This window comes from Pseudomonas sp. AC070 (assembly GCF_979258635.1).
The window spans coordinates 4581668-4604413 of the sequence record NZ_OZ409871.1 but is presented as its reverse complement, the minus strand read 5'-3'; the positions used below and the strand labels follow the sequence as shown (position 1 = coordinate 4604413).

General features: G+C 60.5%; 15 protein-coding genes, 1 tRNA gene and 1 pseudogene. All 17 read right to left on the bottom strand.

Features of this window, described 5'->3' with window-relative positions; all coding sequences use genetic code 11:
- Window positions 1-127: 127 nt before the first annotated feature.
- The 17 genes and pseudogenes from ACZZ0Q_RS20625 to ACZZ0Q_RS20545 all read right to left on the bottom strand — a co-directional run bounded on the left by ACZZ0Q_RS20625 (window position 128) and on the right by ACZZ0Q_RS20545 (window position 22682).
- A complete protein-coding gene (locus ACZZ0Q_RS20625; RefSeq protein WP_463540961.1) occupies window positions 128-1495 on the bottom strand; it encodes a sigma-54-dependent transcriptional regulator in 1368 nt (455 codons plus the stop codon).
- Window positions 1492-3285, bottom strand: a complete 1794-nt coding sequence (locus ACZZ0Q_RS20620) for a sensor histidine kinase (RefSeq protein ID WP_463540962.1) — start codon at window positions 3283-3285, stop codon at window positions 1492-1494. Before ACZZ0Q_RS20620 ends, ACZZ0Q_RS20625 begins: the two co-directional genes overlap by 4 nt.
- A 7-nt stretch (window positions 3286-3292) precedes the next feature.
- Window positions 3293-4162 carry a dTDP-4-dehydrorhamnose reductase gene (gene rfbD / locus ACZZ0Q_RS20615; RefSeq protein ID WP_463540963.1) on the bottom strand — a complete coding sequence of 290 codons (870 nt, stop codon included), beginning with the start codon at window positions 4160-4162 and terminating at the stop codon, window positions 3293-3295.
- A complete protein-coding gene (gene rfbC, locus ACZZ0Q_RS20610) occupies window positions 4159-4704 on the bottom strand; it encodes a dTDP-4-dehydrorhamnose 3,5-epimerase (RefSeq protein WP_463560890.1) in 546 nt (181 codons plus the stop codon). The genes rfbD and rfbC overlap by 4 nt, the downstream gene beginning before the upstream one ends.
- Window positions 4701-5573, bottom strand: a complete 873-nt coding sequence (gene rfbA / locus ACZZ0Q_RS20605) for a glucose-1-phosphate thymidylyltransferase RfbA (RefSeq protein ID WP_463540964.1) — start codon at window positions 5571-5573, stop codon at window positions 4701-4703. Before rfbA ends, rfbC begins: the two co-directional genes overlap by 4 nt.
- Window positions 5574-5595: 22 nt before the next feature.
- Window positions 5596-6663 carry a dTDP-glucose 4,6-dehydratase gene (gene rfbB, locus ACZZ0Q_RS20600; RefSeq protein WP_463540965.1) on the bottom strand — a complete coding sequence of 356 codons (1068 nt, stop codon included), beginning with the start codon at window positions 6661-6663 and terminating at the stop codon, window positions 5596-5598.
- Between the two features lie 132 nt (window positions 6664-6795).
- Complete coding sequence (locus tag ACZZ0Q_RS20595) at window positions 6796-8019, bottom strand: hypothetical protein (RefSeq protein WP_463560888.1); 1224 nt, start codon at window positions 8017-8019, stop codon at window positions 6796-6798.
- Between the two features lie 358 nt (window positions 8020-8377).
- Entirely contained in the window at window positions 8378-9703 is a 1326-nt protein-coding gene (gene trhP, locus ACZZ0Q_RS20590) for a prephenate-dependent tRNA uridine(34) hydroxylase TrhP (protein ID WP_463540967.1), read from the bottom strand.
- 258 nt (window positions 9704-9961) lie between these two features.
- Window positions 9962-11058: pseudogene (locus ACZZ0Q_RS20585) on the bottom strand (AI-2E family transporter).
- 183 nt (window positions 11059-11241) lie between these two features.
- Window positions 11242-12237: a hypothetical protein gene (locus ACZZ0Q_RS20580; protein ID WP_463540968.1), complete on the bottom strand. Its 996-nt coding sequence runs from the start codon at window positions 12235-12237 to the stop codon at window positions 11242-11244.
- A 220-nt stretch (window positions 12238-12457) separates the two neighbouring features.
- Window positions 12458-16879, bottom strand: a complete 4422-nt coding sequence (locus tag ACZZ0Q_RS20575; protein ID WP_463560887.1) for a response regulator — start codon at window positions 16877-16879, stop codon at window positions 12458-12460.
- Between the two features lie 47 nt (window positions 16880-16926).
- On the bottom strand, window positions 16927-18084 hold the full coding sequence (locus ACZZ0Q_RS20570) for a response regulator (RefSeq protein ID WP_463540969.1): 1158 nt from the start codon (window positions 18082-18084) through the stop codon (window positions 16927-16929).
- Between the two features lie 78 nt (window positions 18085-18162).
- Window positions 18163-19443 carry an esterase/lipase family protein gene (locus ACZZ0Q_RS20565; protein WP_463560886.1) on the bottom strand — a complete coding sequence of 427 codons (1281 nt, stop codon included), beginning with the start codon at window positions 19441-19443 and terminating at the stop codon, window positions 18163-18165.
- A 208-nt stretch (window positions 19444-19651) separates the two neighbouring features.
- Window positions 19652-19727, bottom strand: a tRNA-Thr gene (locus ACZZ0Q_RS20560).
- Window positions 19728-20023: 296 nt separating this feature from the next.
- On the bottom strand, window positions 20024-21238 hold the full coding sequence (locus ACZZ0Q_RS20555) for a methyltransferase (RefSeq protein WP_463540971.1): 1215 nt from the start codon (window positions 21236-21238) through the stop codon (window positions 20024-20026).
- Window positions 21239-21300: 62 nt separating this feature from the next.
- Window positions 21301-21990 carry an ABC transporter permease gene (locus ACZZ0Q_RS20550; RefSeq protein ID WP_463384625.1) on the bottom strand — a complete coding sequence of 230 codons (690 nt, stop codon included), beginning with the start codon at window positions 21988-21990 and terminating at the stop codon, window positions 21301-21303.
- The gene (locus ACZZ0Q_RS20545) at window positions 21990-22682 is read right to left on the bottom strand and encodes an ABC transporter permease (RefSeq protein ID WP_463540972.1); all 693 of its coding nucleotides are present in this window, start codon (window positions 22680-22682) and stop codon (window positions 21990-21992) included. Before ACZZ0Q_RS20545 ends, ACZZ0Q_RS20550 begins: the two co-directional genes overlap by 1 nt.
- Between the last annotated feature and the right edge of the window lie 64 nt (window positions 22683-22746).

The window sequence follows — 22746 nt, the reverse complement described above, 5'->3', positions numbered from 1 at the left end:
GGAACGAAATAGCAAGCGAAACGCTGATTTCGAATGAGTCTAAAACGGCCATAGCGGTGTAATGAAAGCATGCGGGCACCCTTGGCTGCATGGGCCAAAGGCGCGCTGAAGCAACGAAGTCTGGGGTTTACTCGAGGTCGTCCTGACTGGCGCTCAACCCGTGTTTGCGCAGCTTGTCGTGCAAGGTTTTGCGGGGAAGGCCAAGGGCTTCGGCCAGGCTGCGTAAAGAGTTGTGCGGACGCGCCAGTTCGGCAGCAATCAACGCCCGCTCGAATGCTTCCACCTGTTCGCTGAGCCCTCCGCTGGCTGTCACGGCAGGCGCTGGCATGGCGCTTTCAAGCGATAGCTCGAGGCCTAAGGCAAAGCGCTCAGCCGCGTTCTGCAACTCACGCACATTGCCCGGCCAGGTATGGCACATCAGCGTGGCGCGTTGGCTGGGTTGCAAGTCGCGAACCGGCAACTGGTGCCGAGAGCTGGCTGCTTCGGCGAAGTGTTGAAAGAGGAGTAGCGCGTCTTCGCCGCGTTCGCGCAAGGGTGGAATGCGCAAGGGTGCCACGTTCAGACGGTAGTAAAGGTCGGCGCGGAAACGGCCTTGGTCTGCGCTTTGGCGCAGGTCTTCCTTGCTGGCGGCGATTACGCGGATATCCAATGGTATCAATTGGTTTGCGCCCAGCCGCTCAACGACACGCTCTTGCAGCAAGCGCAGCAATTTCACCTGGACGTCCAAACTCATGCTTTCGATTTCATCAAGAAACAACGTGCCGCCGTTAGCGAATTCAAACTTGCCGATGCGCCGCTTTTGCGCGCCGGTAAAGGCGCCCGGTTCATGGCCAAACAGCTCGCTTTCGACCACCGATTCCGCCAGGGCACCGGCGTTTATGGCAACAAATGGACCGTTACGGCGGTGCGATAAATCGTGCAGCGCGCGGGCAACGACTTCTTTACCCGTGCCGGTTTCGCCAAGAATCAGTACGTCGGCATTGATGGCTGCCAGGGCGCCGATTTGCTCGCGCAAGCGCTGGATGCTGGGCGACTGGCCCACCAACCGCGCAGACAATTCGCTGCGATCAGCCAATGCCAGCCGCAAGCTGCGATTTTCCAGCACCAGGCGGCGCACCGCCAGCGCGCGGCGTACGCTGTCGAGCAAGTCGTCACTGGCAAACGGTTTTTCCAGAAAGTCGTAAGCGCCTGCGCGCATGGCTTGCACCGCCAGCGGCACGTCGCCGTGACCGGTGATCAGCAGCACGGGCAGCTCACTGTCCTGTTCGTGCAGCTGCGCGAGCAATTCGAGTCCATCAACGCCCGGCATCCGAATATCGCTCACCACCACCCCGGGCCAGTCGCGCGAAATATTTCCGGCTAGCCCTTTGGCACTCGCCAGGCTGCATACCTTCAAGCCGGCCAAATCCAATGTTTGGCTGAGCGCTTGGCGCAGGTGTGGGTCGTCGTCAATCAACAGAACCTGAGCACGGCTATCGAAGGCGCTGTCGATCATACGGTGGGATCCTCGGAAGGTTGCTGGGTTACGCCAGGCGCGGCGGTTTTCAGGTGCAGCACAATGTCGGCGCCGCCTTGTGGATGGTTGGCCAAGTGCAGTTCGCCGTCGAGCGCGCGCATCAATGTCTCGCAAATCGCCAAGCCCAACCCCAAGCCTTGCGCACTGGTTTTGGTGGTGAAAAAAGGTTCTCGTGCATGCGTGAGGGCGTCCGCGGAAAACCCCGGTCCATTGTCGCGAATGCTCAGGTGCACGCCCTGTTCGTCGCTCACCGCGCTGAGCCAGATACGACGTGGCGGCGCTTTCTCAACCAGCGCATCCAGGGCATTGGCGAGCACATTGCCAAGCACTTGGCGCAACCGCGTTTCGCCGGCTTGAACCCACAACGTCGCATCCGGCAAGTCGCGAATCAGCTCCACATCCATGGCGCGTCGGCGCTTGGCCAGCAGGGCCAAGGCATCGTCTAAAGCCGGTTGTAAGGCAACGCTTTCCGGGGCGTGGCGGTCGCGTCGGGCGAATGCGCGTAGGTGGGCAATGATCGAGGACATCCGCCCCGTCAGCTCGCCGATCAGTTTCAGATTGCCGCGCGCATCGTCGGTGCGTTGGTGGTCGAGTAACACCGAGGCGTTCTCGGCGTAACTGCGGATAGCGGCCAGCGGCTGGTTGAGTTCGTGGCTGATGCTGGCGGACATAGTGCCCAACGCCGACAGCTTGCCCGCTTGCACCAGTTCATCCTGGGCGCGCAGCAGTTCCTGTTGCGCGTGTTCGCGCTCCAGCACTTCGTTTTTCAGGCGCGTGTTCAAGGTTTCCAAATCACGCGTGCGGTCGAGCACGCGAATCTCCAGTTCTCGACGAGCACGCGCGTCGATGGCGATGCGCTCCAGATAATGACGGCGGCGCTGCATCATCAGCCCCAGCAGCAGAATCAGCACCAGCAAGGTCGCGCCGCCCACGGCCACAGCGGTTTGAACCGGCCGTGAAATCTGTTCGGCAGGCGCCAGAATACTCACCGTCCAGCCGGTCTCTTCCAAGCTGCGGCTCTGAATAATCCAGGCGTTGCCGTTGAGTTTGAGCGCTTGGGGTTCGAGCGTCGGATACGGTTTGTTGGCTGCGATTTCACGCCGTTCCTGCTCGGACAAATCGCGGCTGGCGCGAAAGCGCCAATCGGCTCGAGAGGTCAGGATCACCACGCCATTGCTGTCGGTGACCAGCAACTGCTCGGGCGTATTGCCCCAGAGGGTTTCGGTGGTGTCCAGGTCCACCTTCACCACCAGCGCGCCAATGACGTTATCGCCTTCTCTTACCGCCGCCGCGAAGTAGTAACCGCGTTTGCCGGAGGTGGTGCCGAGGCCGAAGAAGCGGCCCAGGTGGCCGGTGACCGCCTCGCGAAAGTACGGACGAAACGCAAAGTTACGGCCGACGAAACTGTCGCTTTGCCGCCAGTTGGACGCGGCCAGCGTGGTGCCTTCGGCGTCCATCAAATAAATGGAATCTGCACCGGTCTGTCCGCGCACCTCTTCGAGCAACTGATTGGCGTGCACTTGCGCGTCCAGATTCTGCGGGTGCGATAACACGCCGCGCAGCGCCGGTAGGTCGCCGAGAATTGGAGGCAGCACTTCATAACGCCGCAGACTGCCCAGCAGGTTCGCCACATACAGGTCTAAGGTCTGACGATTCTGCTCAACCAATTCGCTGCTGTAGTAACGCTCGGCCAGTTGTTGCAGCGGCCATAGCAGTGGCGCCAGCAGGGCGGCCAGCAACAGCAGGCTGCGCCAGCGCGGGCGCCGCAAGGGCGAACTAGTCGGCACTGTGCAGGCAGTCGGCAAGTGCGCTTTGCCAGTCCGGCAGGCGCACTGCCCAGGCCGTTTGCAGGCGCGAGCAATCTAGCCTGGAATTAAGCGGACGCTGCGCCGGGGTTGGGTATTCGCTGCTGGCGATGGGCACCAGGCGTGCGCACGGCTTGCCGGCGCTCTGCAAGTGTTCGCCAATGGCGCTGGCAAAACCGAACCATGAGGTTTCGCCCAGCCCTGTCAGGTGATAGGTGCCCCATGGCCCCGGCGCGCCGCGTTGCCAGTGGTCGATCAAAGCACGCGTGGTGCTGGCGATGGTGCCGGCCCACGTCGGCGCACCGATTTGATCACTGACCACGCGCAGTTCTTCGCGCTCTTGCAACAGGCGCTGCATGGTCAGCAGAAAATTGCGCCCATACAGGGAATACACCCAGCTGGTGCGCAGAATCAGGTAGTCGCCACCGGCAGCCATAACCGCGTGCTCACCGGCCAGTTTGCTCTGGCCGTACACGCCCAGTGGGCACGGCGAATCGTCTTCGGTGTAGGGCGTACTTTTGCTGCCGTCAAACACATAGTCGGTGGAGAAGTGAATCAACGGCACGCCCAAAGCTTTGGCTTCTTCGGCCAGCACACCTGGCGCGGTGGCGTTAATGGCAAAGGCCTGCTCGGCGTCCGTCTCGGCCTGGTCGACGGCGGTATAAGCCGCCGCGTTGATAATCAGGTCCGGACGCAGGCCCCGCACCTTGGCGCGCACCGCTTGGTCATTGGCAAGGTCCAGCTCGGCGCGCCCCAGGCACGTGAGCTCGCCCAGGCCATGCAGGCTGCCAAGCAATGCTTGTGCAACCTGACCGTTGCGTCCGGTGATCAATACCTTCATGGGAACAGTTCCGCGTCCTTGAACAGCGTGCCAGCCTGGTCTTTGCCAGAGAGTTGGGGCGTTTCACTCAGCTGCCAGTCGATGGCCAGCGTTGGGTCGTCCCAGCGAATGCAGCGCTCGTGGGCCGGCGCATAGTAGTCGGTGGTTTTGTACAAGAATTCTGCCGACTCGCTGAGCACTACGAAGCCATGGGCGTAGCCGGCGGGAATCCACAACTGGCGTTTGTTTTCAGCCGACAGCAGCACGGCGACCCATTGACCAAAGGTGGGTGAACTGCGGCGAATGTCGACGGCAATATCGAGCACCTCGCCGGCGCTGGCGCGAACCAGTTTTCCCTGCGCCTGCTCAATTTGATAATGCAGGCCGCGCAGTACACCGCGCTGGGAGCGCGAGTGGTTGTCTTGCACGAACTGGCATTCGACTCCCGTGGCTGCTTTGAAGGCTTGGGCGTTGAAACTCTCGTAAAAAAAACCGCGCTCATCGCCGAACACTTTCGGCTCGATAATCAGCACATCCGGCAGTTGGGTGGGGATGACTTTCACACCTGCTCTCCTGCCAAACGATAGAGATACTGACCATAGCCGGTCTTGCCAAACGCCTTGGCTTGCACAAGTAATTGCTCGCGGTCGATCCAGCCATTTTGGAAGGCGATCTCTTCCAGGCATGCCACCTTCAGGCCTTGACGATGCTCAATGGTTTGCACGTATTGCGAGGCGTCGAGCAGGCTGTCGTGGGTGCCGGTGTCCAGCCACGCGAAGCCGCGGCCGAAACGCTCTACGCGCAAATCGCCGCGGTGCAAATAGGCGTTGTTAACGTCGGTGATCTCCAGCTCGCCGCGGTGCGAGGGCTTTACCGCTTTGGCCACCTCAATCACGTCGTTGTCGTAGAAATACAGCCCTGTCACTGCATAGCTGGATTTTGGCTTGGCCGGTTTCTCTTCGATGGAAATGGCTGTGCCTTGAGCATTGAATTCAACAACGCCAAAGCGCTCCGGGTCTTTGACCCAATAGCCGAACACGGTTGCGCCGCTGGGGTGGCTGGCCGCGCGCTGCAACTGCTCGGTGAAGTGCTGACCATGGAATATGTTGTCGCCCAGAATCAAACACACCGAGTCGTCGCCGATAAAGTCTTCGCCAATCAAAAACGCCTGAGCCAAGCCATCGGGCGAGGGCTGCACGGCGTAGCTGAAGTTGACGCCGAACTGACTGCCGTCGCCGAGCATTTTCTCGAACTGGGGCAGGTCATGGGGCGTGGAAATCAGCAGGATGTCTTTGATGCCAGCGAGCATCAGCACGGAGATCGGGTAGTACACCATCGGCTTGTCGTAAATCGGCAACAGCTGCTTGGAAACGCCAAGCGTGATGGGGTGCAAGCGCGTGCCCGAGCCGCCGGCCAGAATGATTCCTTTCATTGAGCAATGCTCCGCATGGTAATTACTCCGCAGTGGCGCCGAGGCGCTCGCGCTGATAACTGCCGTCTTGCACGTGGCGGCACCAGTCGAGGTTATTCAGGTACCACTGCACGGTTTTGCGCAGGCCAGTGGCGAATGTTTCTTGCGGCACCCAACCCAGCTCGCGCTCGATTTTGCTGGCGTCGATGGCGTAGCGAAGGTCATGACCGGGGCGATCTTTCACAAAGGTGATCAGTTGATCATAGCGCTCGATGCCGCTCGGTTTTTCCGGGGCCAGTTCTTCGAGCAACGCGCAAATCGCGCGCACCACATCGATATTTTTCTGCTCGTTGTGTCCTCCGATATTGTAGGTCTCGCCGACCTTGCCTTCGCTCACCACTTTAAGCAGCGCACGGGCGTGGTCTTCCACAAACAGCCAGTCGCGAATTTGCGCACCATTGCCGTACACAGGCAGCGGTTTGCCATCCAGCGCGTTGAGAATCACCAGTGGAATGAGTTTTTCCGGGAAGTGATACGGCCCGTAATTGTTTGAGCAGTTGGTGATCAATACCGGCAAGTTGTAGGTGCGTTGCCAGGCACGGACCAAGTGATCGGACGCCGCCTTGCTGGCCGAGTACGGCGAGCTGGGCGCGTAAGGCGTGGTTTCGGTAAACAGGTCGTCGACGCCATGCAGATCGCCAAACACCTCGTCCGTGGAAATATGGTGGAAGCGAAACGCCTGTTTCGCCTCGTCAGGCAGACCTTGCCAATAGCTGCGAGTGGCTTCGAGCAGGGCGTAGGTGCCGACGATGTTGGTTTGAATAAAGGCCGATGGACCGTCGATGGAGCGGTCGACGTGCGACTCCGCCGCCAAGTGCATGATCGCGTCTGGCAGGAAATCATCGAGCAGGGCGCGCACGCCGCTTTGGTCTGCGATGTCCAACTGGGCGAAGCGATAGCGCGGGTTATTGGCAACGCTGGCGAGAGATTCGAGGTTGCCGGCGTAGGTCAGCTTGTCGAGATTGAGCACGTGGTGCTCGGTGTGTTGTACAAGATGGCGAATCAACGCAGAGCCGATAAAGCCCGCGCCGCCAGTGATCAGAATTCGCATGCCAAGTGGCCCAGTAGGTTCGCAGGCGCATAGCTTGTCGGCACGTTGTGGAAGAAGCAAGCCTGACAGGCCTTGCAGGGCAGGCAGCAAAACGCCGCCGCAAGCACTGCGGCGGCGTTTCGGTGGGGCTGCTTACTTGGCTTGCGCTTTTTTCGCGGCCGCCGTGGCGGTGGCTTTCGCTGCCGCACGTGCGGTTACGTTCGACGCCGGCACCTGGATGATGATCGGGTGGTCGGTAACGCTGACTCGCACGGAGTTCACGTTGCGCAAGGTTTGAATCGGCTCACTGCCAATGATCGGGTCGTAAATATTGACGGTGGTCTGCACCTCGCCAAGGTTCACCCCAACCAACGTCGGCGCGCCGGGTACGCCTTCTGGCTCAGCCCACACGATGATGTTGGTCTCGGTGTTGGCCTTGATAATCGCCATGCTGTTGCCCGTGCTGGGAATGCCGACCGTTGAGTACTGCAAAATTTTCAGCGGCTCGAAGGTGGCGGCATCTGGCGAGTTGTCGGCCAAAATCAGGTTCATGTTTCGCAGTGCAGTGGCCGCAGGCATCGGCGCATTGTCGGCTTTGGAAAACAAACCGTAGCCGTCGCCTTCATCCATCAGCTGATACACATAGGTGCGGTAGATATCGTTGAACGCACCGCTGACGAAAATATTCAGCAGCCACGCCGAGCTCTGCTGCGAGTTGGTACTCGGCGCCTGGTACCCGGTTTCGGTGTACACCGCTGGGCCTTTGCCGCCGACGGTGTTGCCTAACGCCACGCTGCGCTTCATCCAGCGAGTGGGCGGTTTTGCGGCGCCAGGGTAGGGGTGTTGGTTATTGAAGTCGGCCAGGCCGGGGGTGGTGGCCGGGTCCGGTCCCTTCGGAATGCCGCCGGCGTTATAGCCGGTGAAGTAAAACACTTTGACGTTCTGAAACAGCGGGTTCGCCTTGGTCTGCTTATACAGCTCAGCCTGATACGACAGCGCTGCCGGCAGGCCTTTGGTGCCATCCGGCGCCCACGTCAGCGGGAAGTTGTTGATCTCATTTGGACCTTCCACCGCGAGGGTTGAGCCCGGTACGGCTGTTTCGACTTTCGCCACGTTACTCAAAAACGTAGAGATGGTCTGAGGTGAGCGGGTGCTGCCAACGGCACTGATGTAGTTCCACTTGATGCCGGCTTTGGCCAGCACGGTGTAGTACTGATAGGGCGGGTTGCCCCAGAAACTGTTCAGGCTGTCCCGCGCGTTGACGATGCCCAGGTAATTCATGTCAGCAATGACCATTGGCATCTTCGAATAATTGGATGAGCCTTGGCTCACATGCAGATTGACGCCCTGCGTGGCGATGAAATCTGCGGCACGCATTAGCGTTGCCGCCTGTGTCGCTTGCATCGAGCATGCACCTGCGCTGAGCAGGAGCAGCAGGGTTGTAGAGCGAACAGTCGTTTTCATGAGCTACCCCCTTTCAATGAAATTCAGCGATGGTTAGAAAAACGCTAGTTGGCCCGTCGGGCGCTGTCGAAACCGTCGTACCAAAAGCCGTAAGGTATCCGCTGAACGGCTGGTTTTAGACGCCTTTGGCAATAAAGTTTATTGCCAAAAAATACCGGAACTCGATGACTGTTTCGCTGACGCGCCCGGACCGCCAACCTGGTAGCACTCACTTGCAATGAAGCGGCCAACACCCCGTTCCGGCCGCCACGCTCAGACGAGCTGCGCATCGTCACGCATCCGGCGTCAGCGTGCGCATAAGCAAACCGAAGCGCACATCCGCTGCCGGCGGCACGGCAAGGTACATCACATGACCATCGCCCGGCGCGACGCTCGCCTGTTCGCCGAGCTGCGTCTGCAGCGCGGTCAGAGTGAAGTGTTGGTTGCCGCGCGGCGTCATCAGTTCCAATTGATCGCCTACGGCGAAGCGATTCTTGACCCGCACCTCAGCCAGCTCCCCGCGCCATTCTCCGGTGAGCTCGCCGACGAACTGTTGGCGCTCGGCGCGCGAGTTGCCATTCTGATAATTCTGATAGTGATCATGCACATGGCGGCGCAGGAAGCCTTCGGTGTAACCGCGGTTTGCCAGCGACTCCAGCTCGGTAAACAGCTGCGCATCGAACGGCTTGCCCGCCACTGCGTCGTCAATTGCGCGGCGATACACTTGGGAGGTGCGGGCCACATAGAAGTGGCTTTTGGTGCGGCCCTCGATCTTCAGTGAGTGCACACCCATCTGCACAAGACGCGGCACATGCTGCACGGCGCGCAGGTCTTTGGAATTCATGATGTAGGTTCCGTGCTCATCTTCAGACGCCTCCATCAACTCCCCGGGGCGGCTATCGTCCTCGAGCAAAAACAGCCGGTCGGTGCTCGCGCCTTCGCCCAAGGTGGGCGTGCAGGTTCGCACGGTTTGTCCCAGCTCATTCGCCTGGCCTTCATGCGCTTGGTACTTCCAACGACACGCGTTGGTGCAGGTGCCCTGATTTGGGTCGCGATGATTGATATAGCCCGACAGCAAACAGCGTCCCGAATACGCCATGCACAGCGCACCGTGCACGAACACCTCAAGCTCCATGGTCGGTACCTGACGACGGATTTCTTCGATTTCATCCAGCGACAACTCGCGCGACAGAATCACCCGGCTAAGCCCCTGCTGCTGCCAGAACTTCACGCTGGCCCAATTCACCGCGTTGGCCTGCACAGACAAATGAATGGGAATTTCCGGGAAGTGACCGCGCGCCAGCATTATCAGACCGGGGTCGGACATGATCAGCGCATCTGGCCCCATCGCCACCACGGGCGCCAGATCTTTGAGAAAGGTGCGCAATTTGGCGTTATGCGGAGCAATGTTCACCACCACATAAAAGCGCTTGCCCTGGGCGTGGGCCTCGGCAATACCGAGGGCCAGGTTGGCGTGATCGAACTCGTTATTGCGAACCCGCAAGCTGTAACGCGGCTGGCCGGCGTACACAGCGTCGGCGCCATACGCGAAGGCGTAGCGCATCGCCTTTAACGTACCGGCAGGGCAAAGCAGTTCAGGAGAATGAGAAGAGTGCATAAAGAATCGCCTGACAGAGTTAGGGCGCGCGATTCTAAAAAGGGTGGGTAGAACGGGTATTGATGTGGGTCTACAGGGTACGGGTCGATTGCCACCCGGCCCCATCGCAAAACCTACAACGCCACTGATTTTTCAAGGCGTTTCGCTTATGAGGTGCAGCCACTGTAGGCAAGATAGGCGGTCGGTTTTATGGTCCTTACTCCATATCTCTGCCCATATGGAAACGGAGCAACAAATGAATCGACCGCTTTTCTCGCTCTACCTTTTGCCTTCGTTCAGTTGTTCATCGAAGACTTCAATGTGCGGCTGGTCGTCGACCCATTGCCAGAACAATTGATAGGCGACTGCCAGCATTACCGGGCCAATGAAAAGCCCGATGAAACCGCCACTGACCATGCCGCCCAAGGCGCCAATCAGGATGACCGGCATCGGTACATCGACGCCACGCCCGAGCATCAATGGCTTGAGGATGTTGTCGGACATACCGGCAATCAGGCTGTAAATGCAAAACACGACAGTGCCGAATGTGGTGCCGTCGGTGGCAAAGACATAGGCGATTACCGGCAGCGTCACGAGTATCACCGGCAACTGCATGATCCCCATCAACAGCGCGATCAGCGCCAGCAGCCCGGCACCGGGCACCCCCATGAGCACGAAGCCGACGCCCACCAACAGCATCTGGATAAACGCGATGCCCACAACGCCCTGGGCGACCGCTCGGATGGTGGCCGTGCACAGTGTAGTAATGCGCGGGCCACGCTCAGGACCGGAGAGGCGGCTAGCGATGGCGGTGGCGCTGCGTTCACCGCTGGCGCCGTAGGCCATGAGCACGCCGGCAACGATCAGAGCACCGATAAACAATAAAAAGCCCCCCCCACCCCCGCCATTTTGCTCAGCAACGCCAAGCCGAGTGTTTTGAGATGCGGCATCAACTTCATCAGCACGCTGCTCATGTCGGACGCCGACTCCAACCAAAACGAATAGAGCGGTTTGCCAATGAGGGGCAAGGAGGCGATTTTTTCGTTTGGCAGGGGAATGGCCACATTGTCGGCCTTGAGAATTGCCAGCGCGCCGTTGACCGACTCACTGATCGAGGTGCCCAGCAAGTAGATAGGCACCATCAACAAACCGAGGGCGACCACGATGATCAGCGTCGCGGTGAGCCCATCCTTATCGCCCAACTTGCGCTTTAAGAGCGTGTGCAGCGGGTAAATAGTGATGGCCAGAATCACGGCCCAGAGCATCAGATTGAGGAACGGATGAAAGATCTCGAAGCAGAACAGCACCAGCACCGTAATCAGTCCGGCGCGGATCAACACATCGAGCAAACCACCCGATAGCGCCCTTGCGGAAATTTTGTATCTAACATCGCTTAGCTCCTTGCTGTTCGTCGCATGGAGGCAGCATAGACGCTGATTTTGTAGCGCGTTGGTAAGTGGCGCGGTGAAGGGGACGGGAAGCGCGAAAAGGAGAGATTGTCCCCTTTGTTCTAGTGCGCGGAAAGGAGCTGGCGCACGGGGTTCTCATGGATCACGCGCTTAGTCAGTAAGTGTGGCCAACACCTTTCCGTCCCTGCGCTGCACGATGGTTTTCGGGGCTATCGGCCGTGACCCGTCGGCGGCCGCAGGTGGGGTTATCAGCCAGGCACCGTGATAGTCTTTCCGGACATGCCGCGGATTGAAGCGGACAGCACCTGCCGCCATATAACGGCGCTCTGCGAGTGTCGCAACGTTTGAAAGCACCGCACTTCTAACTTCGTAGAGCTTTCGCTCTGCGTCGAGCGCAATACTGGCATTCGCCAGCTCGAAATTATCGATACGCACGGGCACGCCGTCTGGCATATCGAGAACCCAACGGTCGGAATCTACAAACCCATCGGCATAGACATTCCCGGTCGAAGCACGGAGCGACGTGCCTTCGGGCAAGGGAATGCCATCGACTACATTGCCATCGGCAAGCGTACAGCTGCTGAACGCCGATACACCTCCATCTGGCTTGAGCTCAAACTCCACCGTTTGCATAGCATTGCATCGCCAGCCGTTCTGCACCGTCGTGCCGGGGCCGGTTATTCGCATGCTCTCTGGCGTGAAGCCCACAAATTCGTATTTTTCGTTGGTTTGAATCGCGATGTAGCGGGCTACTTCGACGGCATCGATATCGACCATACGCACAGGGCTCGGAAAAACGGCTCGTTTGAAGGATTCCCGTTGATCCGCAACGGCCAATTCGAGCTTCGTGCCTTTGGGCATGTCGATCTGGCCAAGGCGCATCGGCTGTGGCAGTTCCGGGCGATAGCTTGCTTCTCTCTCCCGTTCATAGCTACGCATCTGGAGATAAAAAGCCGCCGACTGCCACAGGGTAAAAAGTGCACACGCGGTGATGAGCGTGTAGGGCAGGAGGACGGGGCGGCGCCAGCGACCTGTGGCATAACGCACCACCAGCCGTATCGTCCAACCGAACCAGAAAAGCGTCGCGGCGAAGAAAAGGGCAACGTAAAGCAGTAGTTGTACCGAGGGCAGTGCAACGGGGATCATGCGAACCAAACTTCCTAAGTAGGTGATGGGAGCGAAAAGTGGAGCGAAAAGGGGACAGACTTATTTTTCTACTCTAAACGACCGCTCCTGGCCGTTAACTTCCATTCGCAACCCTCCACGATCTTCAAGCCACAAACGGTTGACGTAGCTAAACACACTGTCCGGAACTTGGGATGCGCTGACGTACGAATGAGCGCGGCGAGCGCGTGACGTCTTCAGGTCATGCCTGAGCAAGCCTGGCATTCACGCTGGCCTCCAGCTCTTGCATTACCTGCAGCGCTTCGTCGAATTCGAATTGTTCGGTGTACCGGGCGATGCGCAGCAGGTGGTTGGCTACAGCGGTGTCGGTGGTCTGGCTTTGCAGGCGGCGTAGGGCGGCCAGCACGGCGGTGTCGCTTTCGGCTAGCAAGCGGCGCACGGTCGCCAGTTGCGCGAGCAACTCATCGCTCAGTGTCTCGGCCACGGTCGACAGCTGGACTGTTTGCGCCTCTCCCAGAACAGCCAGGCCGGCCAGCACTGGGGCCAAGTGGTGGTCCACGTCCTCCAGCAGTTTCGGCAGTTGTTCCATCGCCCCGCTTAAGCTGGCGCGCTCCAGCGCTGCCGCCGCATTGGCGACGTGTTTGGCGCCGATGTTGCCGGCGGTGCCGCGCAAGGTGTGCGCAACCCGCGCCGGCGCGGTGGCATCTGCACTGGCGCAGGCGGCCAGGAAATCGCCGTGAAAATCTGCCTGGCTGGTGCGGAATTTACGCAGCAGGCGCAGGTACAGCTCTGTCTTGCCGACGCAGGTGGCCAAACCGGCGGCCATGTCGATGCCGGGCAACTGCGCTGGCAAGCTCTGGGTCGAGGGCGGGGCAAGGTTCACCGCCGGCACCGCGCGTTGGGCTGCCGGGCGAATCCATTTGGCCAAGGTCGCGAACATGGCCGCGACATTGAGTGGCTTGGAAATGTGATCGTTCATGCCACTGGCCAGCGCCTGCTCGCGGTCGCCGTCCATGGCGTTGGCGGTCATTGCCAATACCGGCAAATCGGCAAACCGGGTTTGCTCGCGTATTCGCTGCGTCGCGGTGTACCCGTCCATCACCGGCATCTGGCAGTCCATCAACACACCGTCGACATCGTCATGCTCGGCCAGCCAATCCAGGGCCTGCTGGCCGTCAAACGCCAGACACACTTCTATACCGGCGTCCTCCAGAAGCTCGATGGCCAGCTCGCGGTTCAGTTCGTTGTCTTCCACCAACAACACCCGGGCACCACGCAGACTGGTGATGGCCTGGGTGCTTTCCTCGACGCGCTCGCCAGCGCGGCTGTCGCTCGGCACGCCGCGTCCAAGCGCAATCCCGATGGCCTCTAGCAAGGTCGAGGGGGTGACCGGTTTGGTCAGCACTTGCGGCAATTCCACGCCGCGGCGTTCGGCCTGTTCGCGCACCTCTTCGCGGCCAAAGGCGGTGACCATGATTACCGACGGCGTGTGCGGCAGATTGGCCTCGTGCATCTGCCGCACGGTTTCGACGCCGTCCATGCCGGGCATGCGCCAGTCCATTAGCACCAAGTCGTAGCTCAGGTGTTTTTGCTGGTTGTCGGTCAGCAAGCGCAGCGCTGCGCGGCCGCTTTCCGCCACGTCCACCTCGACGCCGAAACCGCTGGCCATGCCGGACAGGATTTCGCGCGCGCTGGCGTTGTCATCTACCACCAGCACGCGCACGCCCAGCAGTTCGTCGACGGTGAACATTCGCCGCGGCTGTACATCGCCGAGGCCCAGGGTGACACGGAAATAGAAAGTCGAGCCGCTGCCCAGCTCGCTTTCTACCCAGATTTCACCGTCCATCAATTCCACGAGGCTTTTGGAAATGGCCAGCCCCAAGCCCGTGCCGCCGTATTTGCGGGTGATCGAGCTGTCGGCCTGGCTGAACGACTGGAACAGGCGCGCGCACTGTTCCTCGCTCATGCCGATACCGCTGTCGCGTACCGAGAACAGCAACTGTGCGTGCTGCTGGTCGCCGCCGACCCGCTCGACACTGACCACGATTTCACCCTGCTCGGTAAATTTGCTCGCGTTGTTGCCCAGGTTAAGCAGCACCTGTCCCAGGCGCAGAGGGTCGCCCACCAGCGCCGTGGGCAGGTCGGGTGGCGTGCGGAAAAGCAATTCCAACCCTTTGTCCTCCGCTTTGAGGCCGACCATGCTGGCGAAGCTGTCGAGCACGTCCTCCAGTCGGAAGGGAATCAACTCGAGGCCCATCTTGCCGGCCTCGATTTTGGAAAAGTCGAGGATGTCGTTAATGATGCCCAGCAGGTTTTGCGCCGAGCGATGGACTTTCTCGATGTAGTTGCGCTGGCGGTTGTCCAGTTCGGTCCGTAGGGCCAGGTGGCTCATGCCGATAATGGCGTTCATCGGCGTGCGGATTTCGTGGCTCATGTTGGCCAGGAATTCGCTCTTGGCCTGCGTGGCTTCTTCGGCTACGGCGCGCGCCTGGACGAGTGCCGTGACATCGATATTGACGCCGGTGGCGCGCACCGGTGTGCCGTCCGCGGCGCGGGTGAAGCGGCTGAGCGACCTGAAGGTGCACACCGCGCCATCGTTTTTGCGCACGATGCGGAAATCAAACTCGGCGCGGTCGCTGCCGCTTTGCACGGCGCTGTCGAACACGCTGCTGGCGTAGGCCACGTCATCGGGGTGGACCAGCGCCCGCCAGTGCTCCAGCGAACCGCCGAATTCGCCGGGTTCGAGGCCGAACATTTTTTCCAGCTGCGGCGTCCAGTAGTTGCTGCCGCTGATAAGGTCGACGTCGAACAGGCCGATGTCGCCGGCCTCCTGCGCCAGGTTGAGACGTTCGCTGGCAATGCGCAGTTTGCTTTCCATGGCCCGCCGTTCGCTAACGTCGCGCACCGAGGCGCACACGCAAACGCCGCGGCCCTCCAGCCGTGGCAAATGCGACAGGCCGATCTCCACCGAGAACAGACTTCCGTCTTTGCGCACACCTCGCAGGTCTTCTGCCTCGCCGCCCATCTGCCGGGTTCCGCCGCCGGCGATAAAGCCATCGCGCAGGCTCACGTGCCGTTCGCGGATACCGGGCGGCACCAAGCGCTCGATACTCGAGCCAATCAGTTCGCCCGGCAGATAACCGAACAGGGCGTCCAGTTGCGGATTGCTCATCAAGATGCAGCCGTCTGCGCCGACGATCAGCATGCCATCGGGCGCGGCTTCGATAATGCCGCGGTACCAGGCTTCGGTGGCACGCAGGGCCACCTGCTGGGCCTCCAGCGCCTGTGCCTGACGCTCCAGTTGCAGGGCCTGGGCGCCCATTTCATCAGCCTGGCGCCGGGTTTCTTGCAGCAGCGTTTTGGCCGCTTCGCTGCGCTCAATAATGGCGATGGCGCCGGCCAGTCGTGGCAGCACTTCGTGCAGCAGCAGTGTCTGGTGTTCTTGCAACGGGCGAAATCCGGCCATCTCCAACACCCCCAGCAAACGCTCGCCGCGCAGCACCGGCTGCACCAGCAAATGGCTCGCCGGCGTGGCGCCCAGTTGTGCGCGCACATGCCAGAACGCTTCGGGCAAGTCACTGAGCTGACGCGGTTGCTGATCCAGCGCGCACTGACCTAGCAGTCCTTCGCCAAGGGCCAATTCAGCGGGCAGCGGGTGGGCGCTGTCCACTGCGTAACCGCCAAGCAAATGCAGGCGCGGCGAGCCTTCGTACAAGGCGTACAACGCGCCCTGGCACATGTCGAGTTGCGGCGCGATGTGGGCAAAAAAAGCCTGCGCCAGCTGTTCAGGGGTTTCGGCCTGTTGCAGGTCCACTTGCAGGGCCGAGGTGTGGGCTTTCACCCAACGCTGGCGTTCGAGTTGCTGCGATTCGGTCTGCAGCTTAGCAATCGCCCGCGCCAGGTCGCCGGTCTCGTTTTGGAAGTCGGTGTGAGGGATATAACGATCCAGCCGTCCTTCGGCCAACTCATCTACCGCCGTGCGCACGCGGTTCAGCGGCTGGCGAATCGAGCGGCTGGCTAACCATGACAGCAGCAGCGCCAGGGTCAGCCCGCCCACCAGCAGCACATAGGTGTTCACAGTGCTGCGCTGGGCGAAGTCGGCGATGTCCATGGCGGTGTCATGGATAAAAGTTTCTTTGGTATCGGCAAGGTCATGGAGCAGCGCGTCGGCGTTCTGCACCATGGCCTGAAATTCGCCGCTGCTGATCAGCGTCAGGGCTTGGCCCTGGTAGCCTCGGCCGGCCAGGTCCAGCGCTTGGTCGCCGTCGCGCTTGAGGCGTCCGAACAGCACTTCGAATTCGGCCAGACGTACCAGGCTGTTTTGCACGCGCAGGGTGGGGCGCGCCTGGGCCAGAGCTTGTTGCATACGCTGCTGGGAAGAATTCAACTGCGCGACCGCCGCGATGCGCACCTCACCGCTGTTGGTCGCCACCGCTCGCTGCAAGGCATGGATCTGGTGGGGCAGTTGCACGCGCGCCTCGAGCAGTTGCTGGAAGCCCACCAGATCCTGGCGATACAACTTCTGCATTTCGCGCTTGAGCGACTCCTGGGTACGCAGGCTCTGTACCCCCAGCACCAACACCAGTAGGAGCAACGCCGCAAAGCTGAGCACCAGCTTGTGCAGTAGGGGCTGACGCTCCAGCAACGCGAACAATTTGGCCATGACGCTTCCTTAGTGATCCATGCGCAACCCACAGCGAGCACTCGGGCTTACGGTTCCTCGGCAATGTGCTCCATCGCAGCGCGTTGCTTGGCCATATCCAATTCGGTGTCGGAGAAACGCTCGGCGATCGCGCGAAACCGCTCGGGGCAACCTAAAAAGGCATCGCAGATGTCCGGGTCGAAATGCGAGCCGCGTCCCTGGCGAATGAGTTCCACGGCTTGCTCGTGGGGCATGCCGGGTTTGTACACGCGCCGGCTGATCAACGCGTCGTAGACATCGGCGACCGCCATCATCCGCGCGCTGATAGGAATGTCGTCGGCCGCCAGGCCTTCGGGATAACCACTGCCGTCCCATTTCTCCTGATGACCATAGGCAATCTCTTTGGCCAGCTTGAGGAAGTCCACCGAGATGCCCAACTGATCCTCCGCGTGCTGAATCGCGTCACGTCCCAAGGTGGTGTGGGTTTTCATGATCTCGAACTCTTGTTCGGTAAACCGCCCTGGCTTGAGCAGAATATGGTCGGGAATGCCGATCTTGCCGATGTCATGCAGCGGTGCCGATTTGAACAGCAGTTCGATGGTTTCGTCGGTGAGGAAGTGGCGAAAGCGCACGTGGTCTCGCAACAGCCCAGCCAGCAGCTTGATGTAGTGCTGGGTACGGCGAATATGGTTGCCGGTTTCGTTGTCGCGGGTTTCCGCCAGCGAGGCCATGGCCTGAATGGTGACGTCTTGAATGGCCGCCACTTCGCGGGTGCGGCGCTGAACTTCTTGCTCCAGAAAGTCGTTCTGATCGCGCAGGAAATCCGCCGCCGCCTTGATCTTGAGTTGGGCTTCAACGCGGGCCATTACCAGCGGTGGGCTGATCGGCTTGGTGATGTAGTCCACCGCCCCCAGTTCCAGGCCCTGAATCTCATCGGCCAGAGAGGCCAAGGCCGTGAGGAAGATGATCGGAATGTCGCGGGTGCGCGGCGTCTGTTGCAGCTGGTGCGCGACCTGATGACCCGATAGCCCGGGCATCATGATGTCGAGCAGAATCAGATCGGGCAGCGGGTCAGCCTGCAAGATTCGCAACGCTTTTTCGCCGCTGTTGGCCGCTTTAACCCGGTAATGGTCTTTAAGCAGCTCGGTCATCAGCATCAGGTTGTCGGGCGTATCGTCGACCACCAGAACGGTGGCCGGTTGGAACGGTTTAGGCGAACTGTCCATTGCACGGCTTCCTCGTCCACAGGGGAGCGACCACGCGCGATGTCGCTCCGACGGCAGGAGCTTAGTTGCAAATCTTCGTCATCGCTGCCCGGGCGGCGCGCACCCCCGCTTGGGCAACTGCTGCCAGGCACGGCCGAGCAGCTCGCGGGTGCGTCGGCTGTGCAAAATGCTGACGTGATCTTCATTCAATAAATACACATGGGTCGCTTCGTCCTGAGCCGCGTTGCGCAACTCGCTCGCGAGCGGCACCACGCCGTCATTGGGCTCTGGCAGCAGGCGGCGATTACCGCCGTAGCTGACCAACAGCCACTGGCGAATGTGAGCGGGCAACGGGGTGGCGAATAGCTGCTGCAAATACGGGCTGCCGGGCGCCATGTCTTTCCACACCGGAACTTCCAACGGCACGTTTTCAAGGCCCTTGGCCGCAGAGGGATGGCCATCCCAGGGCGTCGACAGCGTAACGAATAGGCAAACCGATTGGCTGGCCTGTTCATCCAGCATTTGCAGCGCCCGCCGAGCCACCAGACCGCCCATGCTGTGAGCCATTAGGTGCATGCGCGATGGGGTGTAGCGCCGCTGAATATCCCGGATGCCGACACTCAGCAGATAGGCGCTGTTATTCAGCGGCAGGCCGCCGGGGTAGTGATACAGCACGATCTGAAAGCGATTTTGATCGATGCTGGCGGCGACCTGCTGCCAGACCTGTGGCGATGAGTTAATGCCATGTACCAGAAACACCGGCTCCTTACGCTCATCCCACGGCGCCAACAAATAAAGCCCGTAACCGATATCGCGTAAAAACGTCAGCGGTTGCCACATGCCCAGCTGCGTACTCTGGGCACTGAATCGCGGATCAGCAAAACCCACCGGCTGCAGGTAGTTGCGCTGCATCTGCGGGCGCTCGCGGTGCAGCACCTGCAAATTCAAATCCACCGATGGCGCCTGGCTCAGGCTGCCAGCCGTAAGCCGAACGACGTTGCCCTGGCTCAGCCGCTTACGCGTGTCAGCGTCCGGTTGCACGTGCAGCGGCGAAGTGCGGGCGGTGGTTAGCCATTGACGGGGCTCGTCGGCATCAAGCACCAAGTTGCCATTGCGGTCGTCAAAAGCGAGCAACTGATAACTGCCGACCGGCTGGGTGAAATAGAAATCTTCGCCAGGGGCGGCGATTCGGTAAGTGAGCAGCTTGCCCTGGCTATCCAGCAGCGCCACCAGCGCGCTACGGCCAGACTCGTTAACACTCAGATGGCCTGCCACCAACACCATGTCCGCCCTGGCCTGCTTCATTTCGCGATCGACCTTAACCACACCGCAGCCGCTCAGCGCGCACATCGCGATTAGCAAGAGGGCGAGGATCTGCATGGCTTCTCCCTGATTTGCGGCTTGAACAGCCGCGCACCGAGAGCATAGGTCAGCGCAATTCAGGCGGTGGAATTGCGCAGGGGACAGTTGTCGGCTTTTGAACACGCAGCAGTGGGAACTGATTTGTCGCGTGTATCCGTCCAGCGTGGTTAGCCAAACGCCAGGCAACAAAAAAGGCCTTCGATTTCTCGAAGGCCTTTCTTTTATATGGTGCCGGCACCAGGAATCGAACCCGGGACCTACTGATTACAAGTCAGTTGCTCTACCAGCTGAGCTATACCGGCATTTCAGGGCCGCCATTATATCCATTAGAAGCGGCGAGTAAAGGCCTGATCTACGGTGATTTTTTCCTTGAATTTGAACGTGTCAGCATAGGCTTATGCACAATTGCGATGAGACGCGGGGCAAGCGGATCAATTTAATGTGAGTACTTGACAAGCGCTGCTAACTTACTGGTTTTGTTGATGTTTTAGTTCTGATTAAAAAATAATCACGTTTTGCGAGCCCTAGTAGTACCGGGCTTTGCCGAGGTTGCCCAGAAACTATCAACAAAGTTATCCACAGATTGTGTGGGCAACTTTTAGCGTTCTGCCAGAAGCATCAGGTTGCGCGGGCTGACATGCCCTACGCAGAACTGTCCGAGGTGAACGCTGTAGCCGCGCTCTTGCAAAATCAGGGCGCGGTCCAGCAATAGCCAGATCTCGAGCGGTCGTCGAAACAGGCCGCGCACCAGTTCCAAATTCCGCACCTCGGCCAGGCGCGCCCAGCCTTTCTGTTCGAGGGCTTTCCAGTCGCGCTGGGCGGGAGCGGGCAGTGCTTTGAGTTGGGCAAGGTCGCGGCAGTAGTCGGCAAAGTCTTTGTGTAGCCAGGCAACTGGCAGCGACGGTGTCGGCAGGTAGTCGTTTGCTGCGCGCAGTTCGCGTTGCAACAGGTCGAAGGCCAGGCGGCGGGCCATGGAGGTGTCGCGTTGGCGGCGCACGCGCGCACCTGCGGTGACGGTTTCGCTTAGCGGCAGGCCGAGGTCGTCGATGGAGAGTTGCAATGCCGAAGCCTGGCCCGCTGTGGATAACGCCTGGTAGTGCGTGGCCGCGATGCGGTTGTAGCAGCACGGCGCGACGGCCAGTTGCCGGCAGCCGGCGTCGCTCGCCAGGCGAAGCAGACGCACGTGCAGGTCGCCGCAAGCATGCAGGGCAACCGGGGTTTGCTCTGGGTGAACGTGCCGGTCGGCGGTTTCGGCGAGCACGTCCTGTTCGATGTGCTGGCTGTTTATGCCGCGGCGACGTGCCAGTTGAACGCCCGCTTCTACCAGCGCCGCGTCGTATTCGAGGCAGGTAAGAGGCTGGCCGTCGAGGGCCAGCAAATGGCCCAGGTGTCCTTTGCCGGCGCACCAGTCCAGCCAGTGCTGCGGTGGTTCGGCGAAGTTCAGGCAACTGGCGAAGGCTTGAATCTGCTCCCATTTGCGGCCCGGAATATCCACCGAGAAATGTGTCGGCAGTGCGGCGCGATTCGTTGTGGGTAACGCGCCGATGCTGGCCAACGCGGCGGATTGCTCGGCCAAGTCGCGGAATGGCGCGGGTGCTTGCAGCTGCTGCGGATGGTTGTGCGCTGCCTCGGCCTCAGCCAGTGAACGTCCGCGCAGCCAGGCCGCAAGCTCGGGGTGATCCGCCTCCCACGGCAGTTGCAGGTGGGTAAACGGTCGTGGTCGCCAGAACGGTTGATGGCGCAGCAGAAAATCGTCCAGCGCTTGAAAGCGCTGCAGCAAGGCGGAGCCTGTGAGTACGGCGGAGTCGGTCATGGCGAACAGCTTGAGGGTGGCGATTGCCCATGGCCGAGGTGGCGCATGGGCGGGCGCCTATTCTAGCGGCCTTGCGTGGCGTCGACGCGCAGCCAGTGTTCAAGCAGTTTGAAACCCTTCACCAGCACGAAGGCGATGGCGAGGTAGAACAGGCCGGCGGCGAAGAAAATCTCTACCGGCAAGTAAGTGCGGGCGATGATCGTGCGCGCCATCCCGGTGAGTTCCAGCAGGGTGATGGTGCTCGCCAGGGCGCTGGCTTTGAGCATCAGGATCACTTCGTTGCTGTAGGCCGGCAAGCCGATACGCGCGGCACGGGGAAGAATAATGTGCAGCATGGCCTGCGCCCGCGACATGCCCAGCGCCCGCGCCGCTTCCACTTCGCCCGGCGGTACGGCTTGAATGGCGCCGCGCAGAATCTCGGCAATATAGGCGGCGGTATGCAGGGTCATGGTCAGCACCGCGCACCAGTACGGATCGCGCAGGTAAGGCCACAGCGGACCCTGGCGCACCACGTCGAATTGCGCGGCGCCGTAATACACCAGGAACAACTGCACCAAGAGCGGCGTACCGCGAAAGAAGAAAATGTAGCCGTAGGGCAGGGCGCGTACGTACCAGTGTCGGGAAGCGCGAGCGATACCCATGGGCAGCGCGAGTATCAGGCCGGCGATCACGGCAAAGGCGACCAGCTCCAGCGTCAGGATGGCGCCGTCGAACAGGCGCGGCAGGTACTTGATGATTACGTTCCAGTCCATCACGCGCTCCGAGCGAAGCCGCGGCTGGCGCGTCTTTCGATGAAATACAGGGCGGTCATGGCGACCACCGTCAGGCCGAGGTAGATGAATGCCGCCACCAGAAAGAAGGTGAACGGTTCTTTGCTGGACGTGACCGCGATCTGCGAGCGGCGCATCAGCTCTTCCAGGCCGATGACCGAAACCAGCGCGGTGTCTTTCATCAAAATCATGAAGAGGTTGCCCAGACCCGGCAGGGCGATGCGCCACATCTGCGGAAGGATAATCCGCCAGAACGTGCGGCCCTTGGACAAGCCCAATGCCTGCCCGGCCTCACGGTGGCCGCGCGGGATCGCCAGAATGGCGCCGCGGAACACTTCCGTGGCGTACGAACCGAAGCACAAGCCCAAGGCAATGGTGCCGGCGGCGAAGGCGCTCAGCTCCAGGCTTTCCATGCCAATGGCTTCGCCAATGCTGCGCATTAAATTGACCGTGCCGAAATAAATCAGCAGCACCCACAGCAGCTCGGGAATGCCGCGCACCAGGGTCGAATACGTGCCGCCGAGCCACTGCAAAGGCTTGTGCGGGGATGTTTTGGCCAGCGCGCCCAGCAGGCCGAGCACCAGCCCCAAACACAGCGCGCTAAGTGCCAGCTTGACGGTCATCAGTGTCCCGGCGAGCAGCGCGGGGCCGAATCCATGAAGATCAAAGATCATCGATTTTTACTGCTTTGAAGAGGCGAGGGAGCCCAACATTCGAGGGCTTCTGGACTAGAGCCAG